Source organism: Pseudoalteromonas rubra (assembly GCF_001482385.1).
GTDB lineage: Bacteria > Pseudomonadota > Gammaproteobacteria > Enterobacterales > Alteromonadaceae > Pseudoalteromonas > Pseudoalteromonas ardens.
This window is the reverse complement of the sequence record NZ_CP013611.1, coordinates 1,964,401-1,978,477: the sequence shown is the minus strand read 5'-3', so window position 1 is coordinate 1,978,477 and position 14,077 is coordinate 1,964,401. Positions and strand designations below refer to the sequence as shown.

At 47.7% G+C, this 14,077-nt stretch carries 15 protein-coding genes, 1 tRNA gene and 1 pseudogene; 14 read left to right on the top strand and 3 right to left on the bottom strand.

Annotated features, from left to right (window positions below):
- The first annotated feature begins 639 nt into the window (after positions 1-639).
- Both proB and AT705_RS08735 read left to right on the top strand, forming a co-directional pair.
- Positions 640-1,722: pseudogene (proB, locus tag AT705_RS08740) on the top strand (glutamate 5-kinase).
- Positions 1,719-2,966: a glutamate-5-semialdehyde dehydrogenase gene (locus AT705_RS08735; RefSeq protein WP_058796296.1), complete on the top strand. Its 1,248-nt coding sequence runs from the start codon at positions 1,719-1,721 to the stop codon at positions 2,964-2,966. The pseudogene proB and the gene AT705_RS08735 overlap by 4 nt, the downstream one beginning before the upstream one ends.
- 94 nt (positions 2,967-3,060) lie before the next feature.
- Here the strand turns inward: AT705_RS08735 and AT705_RS08730 are convergent.
- A tRNA-Ala gene (locus tag AT705_RS08730) sits at positions 3,061-3,136 on the bottom strand.
- A gap of 128 nt (positions 3,137-3,264) precedes the next feature.
- On the opposite strand from AT705_RS08730, the gene AT705_RS08725 reads away from it, so the two are divergent.
- Both AT705_RS08725 and AT705_RS08720 read left to right on the top strand, forming a co-directional pair.
- Positions 3,265-3,657: a hypothetical protein gene (locus tag AT705_RS08725; protein WP_058797949.1), complete on the top strand. Its 393-nt coding sequence runs from the start codon at positions 3,265-3,267 to the stop codon at positions 3,655-3,657.
- Positions 3,654-4,169, top strand: a complete 516-nt coding sequence (locus AT705_RS08720; RefSeq protein WP_058796295.1) for a prolyl-tRNA synthetase associated domain-containing protein — start codon at positions 3,654-3,656, stop codon at positions 4,167-4,169. Before AT705_RS08725 ends, AT705_RS08720 begins: the two co-directional genes overlap by 4 nt.
- A gap of 6 nt (positions 4,170-4,175) precedes the next feature.
- Here the strand turns inward: AT705_RS08720 and AT705_RS08715 are convergent, their stop codons facing one another.
- The gene (locus AT705_RS08715) at positions 4,176-5,339 is read right to left on the bottom strand and encodes an MFS transporter (RefSeq protein ID WP_058796294.1); all 1,164 of its coding nucleotides are present in this window, start codon (positions 5,337-5,339) and stop codon (positions 4,176-4,178) included.
- Between the two features lie 217 nt (positions 5,340-5,556).
- Between AT705_RS08715 and AT705_RS08710 the strand changes: the two genes are divergently transcribed.
- The 4 genes from AT705_RS08710 (at position 5,557) to AT705_RS08695 (ending at position 8,634) form a co-directional block, all read left to right on the top strand.
- Positions 5,557-6,099, top strand: a complete 543-nt coding sequence (locus AT705_RS08710) for a DUF2058 domain-containing protein (protein WP_058796293.1) — start codon at positions 5,557-5,559, stop codon at positions 6,097-6,099.
- A gap of 101 nt (positions 6,100-6,200) precedes the next feature.
- Positions 6,201-6,521 (top strand): c-type cytochrome, encoded by a 321-nt coding sequence (locus AT705_RS08705; RefSeq protein ID WP_010384005.1) that lies wholly within the window; start codon positions 6,201-6,203, stop codon positions 6,519-6,521.
- A 161-nt stretch (positions 6,522-6,682) separates the two neighbouring features.
- The gene (locus AT705_RS08700; protein ID WP_058796292.1) at positions 6,683-7,450 is read left to right on the top strand and encodes a class II aldolase/adducin family protein; all 768 of its coding nucleotides are present in this window, start codon (positions 6,683-6,685) and stop codon (positions 7,448-7,450) included.
- 8 nt (positions 7,451-7,458) lie between these two features.
- Positions 7,459-8,634, top strand: coding sequence for a mandelate racemase/muconate lactonizing enzyme family protein (locus AT705_RS08695; protein ID WP_058796291.1), 1,176 nt, complete (start codon positions 7,459-7,461; stop codon positions 8,632-8,634).
- A gap of 226 nt (positions 8,635-8,860) precedes the next feature.
- Here AT705_RS08695 and suhB read toward each other — a convergent pair whose 3' ends face one another.
- Positions 8,861-9,664, bottom strand: a complete 804-nt coding sequence (gene suhB / locus AT705_RS08690) for an inositol-1-monophosphatase (RefSeq protein ID WP_010384011.1) — start codon at positions 9,662-9,664, stop codon at positions 8,861-8,863.
- A gap of 282 nt (positions 9,665-9,946) precedes the next feature.
- Between suhB and trmJ the strand changes: the two genes are divergently transcribed.
- The 6 genes from trmJ to hscB all read left to right on the top strand — a co-directional run bounded on the left by trmJ (position 9,947) and on the right by hscB (position 14,024).
- On the top strand, positions 9,947-10,669 hold the full coding sequence (gene trmJ, locus AT705_RS08685; protein ID WP_058796290.1) for a tRNA (cytosine(32)/uridine(32)-2'-O)-methyltransferase TrmJ: 723 nt from the start codon (positions 9,947-9,949) through the stop codon (positions 10,667-10,669).
- A gap of 267 nt (positions 10,670-10,936) precedes the next feature.
- Positions 10,937-11,428 carry a Fe-S cluster assembly transcriptional regulator IscR gene (iscR, locus tag AT705_RS08680; RefSeq protein ID WP_010384014.1) on the top strand — a complete coding sequence of 164 codons (492 nt, stop codon included), beginning with the start codon at positions 10,937-10,939 and terminating at the stop codon, positions 11,426-11,428.
- A 23-nt stretch (positions 11,429-11,451) separates the two neighbouring features.
- Entirely contained in the window at positions 11,452-12,666 is a 1,215-nt protein-coding gene (locus AT705_RS08675; RefSeq protein ID WP_049864543.1) for an IscS subfamily cysteine desulfurase, read from the top strand.
- A gap of 53 nt (positions 12,667-12,719) precedes the next feature.
- Positions 12,720-13,103, top strand: a complete 384-nt coding sequence (iscU, locus tag AT705_RS08670) for a Fe-S cluster assembly scaffold IscU (RefSeq protein ID WP_010384017.1) — start codon at positions 12,720-12,722, stop codon at positions 13,101-13,103.
- A 9-nt stretch (positions 13,104-13,112) separates the two neighbouring features.
- Positions 13,113-13,436, top strand: a complete 324-nt coding sequence (gene iscA / locus AT705_RS08665; protein WP_010384020.1) for an iron-sulfur cluster assembly protein IscA — start codon at positions 13,113-13,115, stop codon at positions 13,434-13,436.
- Between the two features lie 63 nt (positions 13,437-13,499).
- Positions 13,500-14,024 carry a co-chaperone HscB gene (gene hscB / locus AT705_RS08660; protein WP_058797948.1) on the top strand — a complete coding sequence of 175 codons (525 nt, stop codon included), beginning with the start codon at positions 13,500-13,502 and terminating at the stop codon, positions 14,022-14,024.
- The last annotated feature ends 53 nt before the right edge of the window (positions 14,025-14,077 follow it).

Here is a 14,077-nt window from a genome sequence, read left to right as displayed (position 1 = left end):
AGCTGCTCCCACAAGTTGGGGTAATGTAATTATAGTGTTTGCTTGGTTATAGCACAGTCAAACAACAAATAAAGTGTTAGTTCTGCACGAAATAGCAACAAACATGACTTTTTTTACAGTGTCTCCGTCCAGTAAACGACGCTGATTTTTGGTCATAATATGGTGATATCTATAGACTATCAATTACACTTATGGCGACCATAAAGCACCTATATCTGCAAGGGTTGCAATGCCTCAGTCATCTGCGTTAAGGTAATAAGCGTTTATTCGAGCGGGCTATGCGCCCATCATCAATCTACTCATGTGCGCAATTATTCATTGCGATCAGGCCTTTTTTGCCACGCCAAACCATGGTGAGCCTGCAAAAAACGGCTCGACCAGCAGAGCAAGGCTCTTTGGTCACAATCAATCTTTCTTTGTTTTCGCAGCCACAGGTGCTTGCCCGTACTGAATTAGTCAGTGCATGCTTGTCAGGGGTCTGTTTGTATGTCGTTTCGAAATGCGTGCTGTATTCGTGTGAGCGGGTATTTCGAAGCCGTTGTTATCTTATCTTTTGTGGTCGCGTAAGCTGACGAAGAGGTGTTGTAGCATCAACCAAGGTGCTGCGTGCATGAGGATATAAGGTAAAACGGAAAAAACATGTCAATCGAAACATCTCAACGCATCGTGATAAAAATCGGCAGTGCGTTAATTGCGCCAGAGCAGGATGGCTGTCGCTCTCGTTACCTGCTGAACATTGCTTAGTTCATCGTTCAGTGCCGTGCCAAAGGCAAAGAAGTGCTGCTGGTGTCATCCGGCGCAGTGGCCGCAGGATCGCATTTGTTTAAGAACAAAGATAAAAGGTCGGTGGCGGTAAAAAAGGTCATGGCAGCGGCGGGGCAGACCGAAATGCTCTCGACCTGGGAGCGTTTTTTTGACTTTCCTTCAGCCCAGTTATTGCTAACCCATGGGGATTTACGAGACCGTGACCGATATAACAGTATTCGTGAAACATTGTTCACTTTACTGGAGCAAGGGATCCTGCCTATTATGAACGAGAATGATGCGGTGACAACGGATGATTTAAAGGTTGGTGATAACGACAATTTGTCAGCCATGGTTGCAGCGGCAGCAGATGCAGATTGCCTGATCATTTGTTCAGATGTGAATGGCTTGTATGACAAAGATCCGAATAAAAACGCGGATGCCAGGTTGTTAGATACGGTGGGTGAACTCACCCCGGAGATCTATGCAATGTCGGGCGGCCCGACCAGCAGTGTTGGCACCGGAGGCATGAAAACTAAGTTACAGGCGGCGGAAAAAGCCACCTCTCATGGTATTGTGACTTATATCGTAAACGGGTTTAACGAAGATACCTTTACCGAATTGCTTAACGGTGCTAACCCGGGAACGCGTTCTCTGCCTTATGACACACCCATGCATGAAGCGCTGCACTGGATGACACACACCGCGTCAGAGTTGATTGTTGAAGCTGGCCAGTTTGATGCACTGAGCTGTGATGACATCGTTGCCGTCAATGGTGACTTTTCAGCGGGCGAGACCGTACTGGTCAGGAGCGAAGATGGTCAGAAGCTGGCAAAAGCAAACTGTAATTACAGCAGTTGTTTGCTTAATTTTATTGCCCAGCAGGATAAAGACATAGTGACCGAACAGGTTCAGAATAGTATCGGACCTGTTATCTCACAAAATGATATTGCCGTATTTGAGGAAAGAAATTCATGAGCTTAATTACAGACATTGCACATAATGCCGCACAGGCAGCGAAAACTCTGGCGCTATTATCCAGCACCCAAAAAGACTCGGTATTGCATGGTATGGCGGGCGCGCTCAGAGCCAATATGGATGCAATCATTGATGCTAACCAACAGGATCTGGCGGCGGCACGTGATAATCAGTTGCCAGCTGCCATGGTTGATCGCCTGACACTCACGCCAGAGCGCATTGAAGATATGGCACAGGGAATTGAAACCATTATTGAGTTACCTGATCCGGTTGGTACAGTGCGTGATTTAGGCTCACGACCCAATGGCATTGAGATCCGGAAAATGCGGGTGCCTTTGGGTGTCGTCTGTATGATTTATGAAGCTCGCCCAAATGTGACAGCAGATGCCGGCGCTTTGTGCTTTAAATCGGGCAATGGGGTGATCCTGCGCGGCGGCAAAGAGGCACTGCAAAGCTCGCTTGCCATTGCTTCTGTACTACATACAGTACTGGAAGCCCATGATCTGCCTAAGGCGTTGATTAGCGTGATACCTGATCCGGACCGCAGCCTGATGATGGAGCTGATGCAGCAAAAGGACTATATTGACCTGATAATCCCACGCGGTGGTGAAGGTCTGATCCAGTTTGTGACCCAAAACAGTACCGTGCCGGTGATCCAGCACTTTAAAGGGGTATGCCACCTGTATGTTGATAAGGATGCAGATCTTGATAAGGCACTACAGTTGCTACTAAATGGTAAAACCCAGCGCACAGGCGTGTGTAACGCACTTGAAGGGCTGATTGTTCATCAGGACATTGCTGAGCAGTTTTTACCACAAGCCGCAGAGGCTTTGCAGCAGCGCGGTGTTAAGATCAATGCCGATCAGGCGAGTGCCGGCTACTTCGACAATGCCACAGTGCTAGCGGATGATGAGTTTGGTGAAGAGTATCTGAGCCTGGAGATTGCCATTAAGCAAGTGGCTGATTTCAGGGCGGCTGTGTCACACATTGATCGCTTTGGTAGTCATCACACCGAAGTGATCTGTACGCAGGATATGCAAACTGCGGACTTGTTTCAGCGCAGCGTTGATGCTTCGGTGGTCATGGTGAATGCTTCATCACGGTTCAGTGATGGTGGTCAGCTTGGACTGGGCGCAGAAATTGGTATCGCAACAACCAAATTGCATGCTTACGGTCCGATGGGGCTGGAATCGCTGACGACTGAAAAATACCTGGTGAATGGTGACGGCCAGATCAGAAGTTGATTTCTATGGGTACAAGGATGACCCAGTACATAGTTTAATGCGCTGATAACAAACAGATTAAAGATAAAGAAAGACATAAAAGAAAGGCGGAAAGTGGTGGAGCTAAGCAGGATCGAACTGCTGACCTCCTGCGTGCAAGGCAGGCGCTCTCCCAGCTGAGCTATAGCCCCACTTCCGGTGTCGATTTGACGGTGAGAATTTAAAACATTTCGCTACTCAGCGTCAAGTCTTGGTCATAAAAAACTTGCCAAATAACCGCGTTGCTTTGATACACTGGGCAAAAAATACAGAGAAATTTATGATACGTGCGAGTCTACTGCTTGGCACCGTACTGCTGCTCAGTGCTTGTAGCAGTAAACCAGAGGGGCCACTTCTGGAAGTCGAAAGTCAACAACTACATCAACGCGTTAATGCGAAAGGTCAGGACGAGTTTGCGTTTGTCGTCACTGTTAAAGCCACCCCGCAAATGAATTTGGATACCAGTAAGCCGGTATCCCGACGTGATTTAAAGCGCTTCGCGGATCAGCAAAGAGTCGAGGACTCGTCTGAGATGAAACTCAAACTGGAAGACGAAGCGGTTGTCAGGCTTAAAAAAGCACTCAGTGATGCCCGTTACTGTGAGTCCGGCTACAAGATAGAGCAGGTGTTTTGGCGCGACCGCAGTGTGCAGTTACGTGGTATTTGTCAATGAGTACGCTGACAGTCTCGCAATTGGCGGCGTTGCTTAATAAGCTGGACATCATTTACCAGGCTTATCAGCACCCCCCTCTGGCAACCTGTCAGGATGCTGACAAGTTGACACTTGAACGCACCGGCACACGACTGAAAAACCTATTTTTACGCGACAATTATGGCCGACAACATATTTTGTTGGTCACCATTGCAAATAAACAAATTGACCTCAAAGCATTGTCCAAACAACAAGGTTTGTCCCGGCTCGGGTTTGCTTCTGATAGTCGGCTGCAGCAGTATTTAGGGATAAAACCAGGCTGCGTTTCTGCGCTGGCGGTTGCCAATGACCCAGAGCAGCACGTCCAGTTATGGTTGGATGAGGCGCTGAGTGATGCAGTGCTGTGGCAATGTCATCCTTTCGAAAATGACAAGACCTGGGTGCTGTCTTTAGCTGATTTAACGCGTTTCTGGCAGCATACTGGTCATCAACCTGTGTGGCTGACTGTGCCAGAGCGGGTTATGACAGTATGACTCTGGCTACGTCGATTTGTGTGTCAGGCTCGCTTTATCTGGCTCTGTTTGGCAGTAATTTCGCCACACCAGCAGTAAACCGCCGCTACACACAAACAGCAACGTAAGCAGAAAATAAACCAATCCCCAGCGCTGGTAAATGATGCCTGGCAGATAAGAGCCCAGCGCGCCGCCACAATAGTAAAAAGACACGTAGGCGCCATTGGTTACTGTGGCTTCGGCTTTACTGAGTTGATTGGCCAGGGGGGCTGCACTGGCATGGATCATAAACATGCAGGCGCAAAACACAGTAAACAGCACTAGAAACAGCCAAAAGTGATGCCACAGCATGCCCAAAATGGCCAGGCAGTACAAAGCAAACAGGCCACTGAGGATTTGCCACATACAGGTCGATAACTTACTAAGCAGTGGGGTCGACAAAGACAAACACGCGCCGATCAGATACCCGGTATAAACCCACCCAATCAGGCTAGGGTCGCTTACCTGATAGTCATTGCTGAGAATGAAAGGCAGGTAGTTAAGCAGCGCCGCAAAGCAAAAAAACATGCAAAATACCGCGCCATAGAGGCTCAACAGGTTTACCTGCTTCAAGGGCTTGAGATAAGCCAATGGATGATTCGCCTGACTACTCACCGCCTGAGCACGCGCTGGCTTGATCCACCATGCCAGCAAAATAAGCATCACAGCATTGAGCAGATAAAAACTTTGCCAGTTGAACCACACGGCAAAGTTGGCAGCCAGTGTACGACCCAGATAGCCACCAACTATGGTGCTACCAATGTACCAGCTCATCGTACGTTTGAGCTGGCTGTGTTGATAGGTGCGTCCCAGGTATCCCGTCATGGCGGTCAGCGCAGCCGGGAGTAGCAACCCTTCAGCAAAGCGTATTGCAAGCATCCACTGAAAGTGTCCGTTTAGCGCAAACCCAACGCAACACAGTGCCAGCAGCAACATCACGACTTTGATGATCTTCAGTGGATTACGTTTCGTAAATAATAACCCGTAGCAAATGGGGGCAATCGCCAGCGGCAGCATAGTCACTGACATAAGCATGCCAGATTTTGCTGGTGTTATCTGATACTGGTGTGCAAACACCGACAATAACGGCTGGGGTGCGTACAAAACGCAAAAAATGGCGACGGAGCACAACAACAAGTGCGGCAGAGACATAACGCATCCACAATGACCAAATAGCGCTCAAATTATGCCTGTCAGATAACGGAATTGCGAAGCCAATTAGAGAAAACTTGCGGTAAATCATATTTTTTAGTTCAGACTCTGTTAGATTTTTGGCTAATAAAATTTTTCTTCCGTATCGGCCAGCAGCAGTGGTCAAATTCGTCTACTGCGTTAAAATAGCGTCAGTCTAGATTTATGGAGTGGCATTATGGGATCTCTACAAGATCAACTTTTGAAAGCGGGCCTGACCACCGAGCACAAAGCGAAAATTGCGAAGAGTGAAAAGCGCAAATCTCAGAAGAAAAAGAAGAAGAAAGGTGCAACCAGCGACGTCAGTGATCTGCAAAAACACATTGAGCAAACCAAACAGGCACAACAGCAAAAAGCCGAAGAGCTGAATAAGGCTAAGCAGGCTGAGCTAAAAGAGCGTGAACAGGTAGCCCGGGTTAAGCAAATTCTGGAACACCATAATCAGGAAGAAATTCGTGGCAACGTGACCTTTAACTTTACCTTTGAAGGCAAAGTTAAAGAGTTGGACGTGAATGCCCAGACGCAGCAAGCCTTGGCGAAAGGCCGACTGGCGATTTGCGTACTTGAAGGCCAGTTCTACGTGTTACAGGATGAACCGGCTCGTAAGATTGCCGAAGTCGATGAAAAGTACATCGTCTTCCATGTGGAAGATGGCCAAAGTGATAAGGACGAAGACGATCCTTATGCAGACTTCGAAGTGCCTGATGATCTGATTTGGTAGGTACCCTGGCTGCACCCATATGCTCACCGTCATTGGCGTATGGATAACAGTGCGGCATAGACTACACTTGAATTGATCCGTTATATTAGAAGAGAAAAGATATGAGCAAGATGAAACAATTAATGTTAGCCAGTGGCCTGGCCGTTGCTGCCCTTTCTGCCGGTACAGCCAGTGCTGCCGATGGTAAGGCTTTGTACACGGCGAAGATGTGTCAGACGTGTCATGGCGCAGAAGGTAAAGCACCTATTATGCCTTTATATCCTAAACTGGCCGGTCAGAATAAAGAATATTTGCTGGCTCAGATGAAAGACATCAAATCTGGCGCGCGTAGCAATGGCATGTCAGCAGCCATGAAAGCCATGACTGCGAATGTGTCTGACGCAGAGCTGGAAGCCATTGCCGATTACCTGTCTAAACTATAGTAGGCTGGCAACATTAAAAAAAACCACCGCTTGCCGGTGGTTTTTTGATCCACGTCGACGATTATGCTTTCTCCCGGATTGAATCATTGCATCCCGGAGATGAGTGTTTTAGACTTCTATACATCCAAATTATATTGGGCTTTATAACAAAAGGAACAGCCATGTTTGAATTGCCGAAACTCAATCTTAAAGACAAAGTCAGTGAGCAAGAGTGGCGACTGCGTGTTGATCTGGCAGCGTGCTATCGTCTTGTTGAGCATTTTCGCTGGGGCGACTTGATCTACACACACATGTCAGCCCGTTTACCTGGCACAGATCATTATCTGGTGAATGCATTTGGGCTGAGTTTTGATGAGGTTACCGCTTCTAATCTGGTGAAAGTGGACCTGCAAGGCACCATTCTGGACGACACGCCTTTTGAAATAAACCCGGCCGGCTTTACTATTCACAGTGCTATTCATGAAGTACGAGAAGATGCCCATTGTGTGATCCATCTGCATACCAAAGAAACCATTGCCGTTGCAAGTCTGGAAGGGGGCCTGTTGCCGCTCAGTCAGCACAGTATGTTCTCGCTGCCTTCTTTGTCTTATCACAAATATGAAGGGTTGGCCGTGAATGAGGCCGAAAAAGCGCGGCTGCAGAATGATCTGGGCACCACAAACCACATGCTCTTGGTTAACCATGGCGGTTTAACGGTGGGGCCAACGGTCGGCGATGCCTTCATGCGTTTTTATGATCTGCAACGTGCCTGTGAGATCCAGGTTGCGATCCAGGCAACAGGTCGCTCGGCGATTGAAGTACCGCAGCCCATTCAGGACAATATTTATAATCAGGCAAAAGTGGTGCACAGTGGTAGCACCGGTGGCCAATTAGCCTGGCCTGCCATGTTGAGAAAGGCATACCGCCTGGATCCTGGCTTTGCCGAATAGGAGTCAAAATGAAAGTTAATCGCGTCGAAGTGTTTGATATTCACTGTCCGGACAGACCTGCCTGGACCCCGGTTTTTGTTCGCATCCACACCGATGAAGGTATTTCTGGTGTTGGTGAAGCGGGCCTGGCCTACGACCTAGGACACAGTGCCGCAGCAGCCATGATCAAAGAAATGGCAGAAGCATTTTTAATTGGTCATGACCCATTCCAGACCGAAATGTTATGGGCTCGGATGTTGCGTGAGAGCTTCTGGGGCTTAGGTGGTGGACCTGTGGTGTATGCTGCCATGAGTGCCATTGATACAGCCTTGTGGGACATCAAAGGTAAAGCATTGAACCTGCCGGTATATCAGTTGCTGGGCGGTAAAGTGAATGATGAGTTGCGTACTTACGCGTCGCAATTGCAGTTTGACTGGGACAGTGAATTTAAAGCACTGGTACAGCCTCACGAATATGCTGAGGCAGCACACAAAGCGCTGGCAGAAGGGTATGATGCAGTTAAAGTCGACCCCATCATGTACGACAAAGACGGGAATACATACTACGACCGTACTAAATTGATCTCGCGCAGCGAAATGAAGCTATATCGGGCACGTATGCAGGCGATCCGCGAGGCTGTGGGCGATGAAGTGGATATTATTTTCGAATGCCACAGTCTGCCAGGTGCTACGTCTGCAATTCAAATTGCAGAAATTGCAGAAGAATTTGATTGTATGTATTACGAAGAGCCAGTCAATTACCTGAACCACTCACTGCATGCCAAAGTCGCCAACAAAACGGCGGTGCCGATTGCCGGTGGTGAGCGCTTGTATAATCGCTGGGATGTTCGTCCTTACTTTGAAGATCAGAGTATTGATGTATTGCAGCCGGATATTGGTTTATGTGGTGGTTTTACCGAGACCAAAAAGGTCTGTGATTACGCCGATATTTTTGATATTCGCATTCAGGCGCACGTCTGTGGTGGACCCGTTGCAACGGCTGCTTCATTGCATCTGGAAACGGCTATTCCTAACTTCCTGATCCATGAGCATCATACTTATGCGATTAAAAAGTGGAACCGTGAGTTATGTCTTCAGGATCCTCAGCCAGAAAAAGGCGTGTTTAAGGTGTCTGAAGCGCCGGGGATCGGCATTGAACTGAATGATGAAGTGGTGATGCGCTCAGCCCGCGTTGAAATTAAGTAACAGAGAATTCAGATATAAAAAAACCCAAACACATGTTTGGGTTTTTTAATACCAATTTGCTTAATTAAGTGTTCTATTTTGAGGCGAGAAAATATGTTCGATAGCTAGGCAAAAATTTTGCTATTTAGTTGCTCTAAATGAGAAATTTTTAACACAGTTAGCGTCATATTTGCTCCGTCAAATTGAACAGGTATTAAGTGAAATTGGTATAACTCTTGCGTCCAGCTTACTTGAGTAGTGACTCAGTCAGTACTGGGCGAATTTCTTTTACAATAGCCTGGCACAGCTTTGGGGCTCCACATACAATGTTTCCACTGTTGTTATAGTTGGCACCGCCAGCGAAGTCCATCAGCATGCCACCGGCTTCTTTAACCAGTAGTTCACCCGCTGCTGTGTCCCAAGGCTTAAGACCGATCTCGTAGAAACCGTCGATACGACCCGCTGCAACATAAGCCATGTCCAACGCTGCAGAACCGGCGCGACGGATATCAGTGGTTTGAATAAACAGCGCTTTAAAGGTTTCAGTGTAAGCGTCCAGGTGATGCTTTTGTTTGAACGGAAAGCCTGTTGCCAGTACAGAGCCTGCTAGTTCAGTACTCTTAGTAACGCGAATACGTTTGCTGTTCAATTGTGCACCCTGACCGCGAGACGCTGTAAACAGCTCATCACGGATTGGATCGTATACAACAGCTTGTTCGACGCGGCCTTTTACTTTCAGCGCGATAGAAATAGCAAAGTGTGGAATGCCCTTGATGAAGTTAGTGGTGCCATCAAGCGGGTCAATAACCCAAAGGTAATCGGCTTGCTTGCCATCTGTATGGCCAAGCTCTTCACCGACAATTGCATGCTCCGGGTAGGCTTTTAAAATTGTGTCGCGGATAACCAGTTCCGCTTCTTTATCTACGTTTGTCACGAAGTCGTTTGAACCTTTTTGTGAAGTCTCAACCTGAGACATGTTTTCACAAGCACGTAGAATCACCTTACCCGCGTTACGCGCAGCGCGTACCGCAATGTTTAACATTGGATGCATAGCATTACCTTTGAATTGTAAAAGAACTAAAAATTTCGAGCCGGCGTATTCTAGCGATTTTTGCTGCAAAGTAAATAACCCTTAGCCAAAAATAATGTGCTTTTTTTAACCAGATTGAGAAAGTGATTTAAATTCAGCCAGTTTAGACGAGGCGATTAGTGTGGTGGGGCTTACACTTATAAAGGCCCTTTGCTATTCAGGTGCGTCTGGTCCGGATTTTACTATCTGGCGAATTCGCGTTTGTGCTAAACTCCGCCATTATTTTTTCCTGAGGCATAAGACATGGCATTAGAAGACATTCGCATTGTACTGGTAAATACCTCCCATTCAGGCAATATCGGCTCGGTTGCACGCGCAATGAAAACCATGGGGTTATCGAAACTCTACTTGGTGGATCCAGCGTGTGAGGTAGACAGCCATGCCAGCGCTCTGGCGGCCGGTGCAACTGACGTGCTTGGCAATGCGGTTCAGGTAGAGAAACTCGAAGACGCCATTGCAGATTGTGCCTTGACCATAGGCACCAGTGCGCGTTCTCGTACTTTATCCTGGCCTATGGTTGGCCCGCGTGAGTGTGCTCAAAAGCTGGTAGATGGTGCTGAGCAAACCCCGGTTGCATTGGTGTTTGGTCGTGAAAATAGCGGTCTTACCAACGAAGAGCTGCAATTGTGTAATTACCACGTGTGTATTCCGGCAAACCCGGAGTACAGCTCACTGAACCTGGCTATGGCGGTGCAAACGCTGGCCTATGAAACCCGTATGACTTATCTGGATCGTCAGGAACAACCTGTTGAGCTGGACGACGTGCAGTACCCTACTTCTCAGCAAATGGAACTGTTCTATGAGCACCTTGAGTCTACTCTGAATGACACTGGTTTTATCATTAAGCAGCACCCGGGCATGGTCATGACCAAGCTAAAGCGCCTGTTTAACCGTGCTCGTCCGGAAGATCAGGAGCTCAATATCCTGCGCGGTATTTTAAGCTCAATAAATAAATCAATAAAATGATGGGGTTAGCGTTTTGGCATGAGATATGCCAAAGCGCTGCAATAATCTCATGCGTAAATACTTGACTAAAATACTCAGGTAATTACAATGTCCCTAATACCTGAGGAAATTAGTCGGGTATTTTGATAAGCGCAGATTGAACACGCTGGGTAAGTACCTACCTACGTGTTATCCGCATAGCACAGGGCGATTGGTTGTTGGTTAATACTTGACTATCTTAGTCAGGTAATTACAATTTGCGCCTTGATAACTTTTCTGGGGGCACGCATGAAACTGACTTCAAAAGGCAGATATGCAGTGACAGCGATGCTGGACGTCGCACTACACGCAAATATTGGGCCCGTGCCTCTGGCGGATATTTCCGAACGTCAGGAAATATCTCTGTCATACCTGGAACAATTATTTGCCCGTTTGCGTAAACATGGCTTAGTAAGCTCTGTTCGTGGACCGGGTGGCGGCTATTTGCTGGGCCGCGACGCGCATACTATTTCCGTTGGCGATGTGATCGCCGCGGTCGATGAATCCGTAGATGCGACTCGATGTCATGGTGAAGGTGGCGGTTGCCAAAGTGGTATGCGCTGTCTTACTCATACATTGTGGTCAGACTTAAGTATGCGTATTGAAGAGTTTTTAAACAGTATTTCCCTCGCCGAGTTAGTCGCTAATTCCGACGTGCAGTCTGTTGCAACGCGTCAGGATAATGGGGTTAACAGTGCAATGAAGCAATTAGAGAATATTCAAGTGAGTTGCCAGCTGTAAACTGGCGTCTAGCGGAGAAAGAAATGAAATTACCGATATATTTAGATTATGCAGCGACCACTCCGGTTGATCAGCGTGTTGCAGACGAGATGATGCAGTGCCTGACTATGGATGGTAATTTTGGTAATCCAGCCTCACGTTCGCACCGTTTTGGGTGGCAGGCAGAAGAGCTGATTGACCAGGCGCGTAATGATATCGCTGATTTGATCAACGCTGATCCGCGTGAAATTGTTTTCACTTCAGGGGCAACCGAATCAAACAACCTGGCAATCAAAGGTGCGGCTAATTTTTACCAAAAGAAAGGTAAGCACGTAATTACCGTGAAAACCGAGCACAAAGCTGTGCTGGATACCTGTCGAGAACTGGAGCGTCAGGGCTTCGAAGTCACGTATATGGAAGTCGAAGAAAACGGTTTGCTGGATCTGAAAAAGCTGGAAGCCGCAATTCGCGAAGACACCATTCTGATCAGCGTTATGCACGTTAACAATGAGCTGGGTGTGATTCAGGATATCGCCACCATCGGTGAGATGTGTCGCGAGCGCAAAATTATGTTCCATGTTGATGCTGCGCAAAGTGCCGGTAAAGTAAAGATCGACCTGCAACAGCTGAAAGTCGACTTTATGTCTTTCTCTGGCCACAAAGTATATGGTCCTAAAGGGATTGGCGCACTGTATGTCCGTCGTAAGCCGCGTGCACGCCTTGAAGCGCAAATGCACGGTGGTGGTCATGAGCGTGGTATGCGTTCAGGTACACTGGCAACCCACCAAATCGTGGGCATGGGCTCTGCATTCCGTGTGGCCAAAGAAGATTTCGAAAAAGATCATGCTCACATCAGCACGTTACGTAAGCGTTTGCTGGACGGCGTGATGGATATGGAAGAAGTGTATTTCAATGGTGCCATTGACCAGTCAGTGCCAGGTATTGTTAACCTGAGCTTTAACTTTGTTGAAGGTGAGTCACTGTTGATGGCAGTTAAAGACATTGCCGTGTCATCGGGCTCAGCGTGTACATCAGCGAGCCTGGAGCCATCTTACGTATTGCGCGCACTGGGCCGCAACGATGAACTGGCACACAGTTCAATCCGCTTCAGCATCGGTCGTTTTACCACTGAAGAAGAAATCGATTATACCGTTAAGCTCATCAAAGACTCGATTGGTCGTTTGCGTGAGATGTCACCGCTGTGGGAAATGTTCAAAGATGGCGTTGACTTAGATGCAGTTGAATGGGCACACCATTAAGCAAATCCGTGTATAGCAAGTTAATACTATAGGCAGGTAGTGAGGAAAGAATTATGGCGTACAGTAACAAAGTGATTGATCACGTGGAAAACCCACGTAACGTTGGTTCATTAGACAAGAATGACCCGAGTGTCGCAACGGGTATGGTTGGCGCGCCGGCATGTGGCGACGTGATGAAGCTACAGATCAAAGTATCAGGTGAAGGCATCATCGAAGATGCAAAGTTCAAAACGTACGGCTGTGGTAGTGCTATCGCATCATCGTCGCTGGTTACTGAGTGGGTAAAAGGTAAAACACTTGATGAAGCAGGTGAAATCAAGAACACCGACATCAGTGCTGAACTAGAATTACCGCCAGTGAAAATCCACTGCTCAATTCTGGCAGAAGACGCAATTCAGGCTGCAATTGCAGACTACAAGAGTAAACAGGCGAAGTAAGAGATAACTATGGCAGTGACACTGACAGAGTCGGCAGCAGGCCGAGTACAGACTTTTTTAGCCAACCGTGGTAAAGGCATTGGGCTGAGAGTAGGCATTAAAACGACCGGCTGTTCAGGTCTTGCCTATGTACTTGAGTTTGTGGATGAACTGGACGAAGGCGATGAAGTTTTTGAAGAAAGGGGCGTCAAAATCATCGTCGATGCTAAGAGTCTGGTTTATATCGACGGCACTGAGCTGGACTACACGAAAGAAGGTTTGAACGAAGGGTTTAAGTTCATTAACCCGAATCAAAAGGACGAGTGTGGCTGCGGCGAAAGTTTCACCGTATAATCTCTTTTGTGACTAACAACTCTAAAGCCCTGCCTTGGTAGGGCTTTGCTGTATTGGATGCGTATGCGATATTTTGACTTATTCGATTTACCGGTCAGCTATCAGGTTGACCTGGCAGCTTTAAACCAGCGTTATTTAGATCTGCAACGTGCCGTTCACCCCGATAAGTTTGCCCACCAAGGTGAACGAGAAAAACTGTTGGCGGTGCAAAAAACGGCTGAGATCAATGATGCTCTGGCGGTACTGAAACACCCAGTAAAGCGCGCTGAATACATGTTGAGCGAGCGTGGTGTCGATATCCGTGCTGAGCAACAAACCTTGCAAGATCCGGCGTTTTTGATGCAGCAGATGGAGCTGCGCGAGGCGCTGGAAGATATTGCACACAGTACCGACCCAGAAGCAGAAATCGAGTCCTTTGAAGCGCAAGCCCGACAATTGGAGCAGCAATACAGTGCTGGTCTGGGTGAGCTGTTGGTTAGTCAAGACGAAGCGGCCTTGCAGCGCGCGGCGGATCATATTCGCAAACTCAAGTTTGTTTATAAGTTGAAAGACGAGCTATCTCGGATAGAAGACAGCCTATTCGACTGATTCATGCGTTGTTGCTGCGTAGTACAGCGACAACCAGCTTCACCAAAGTGAAA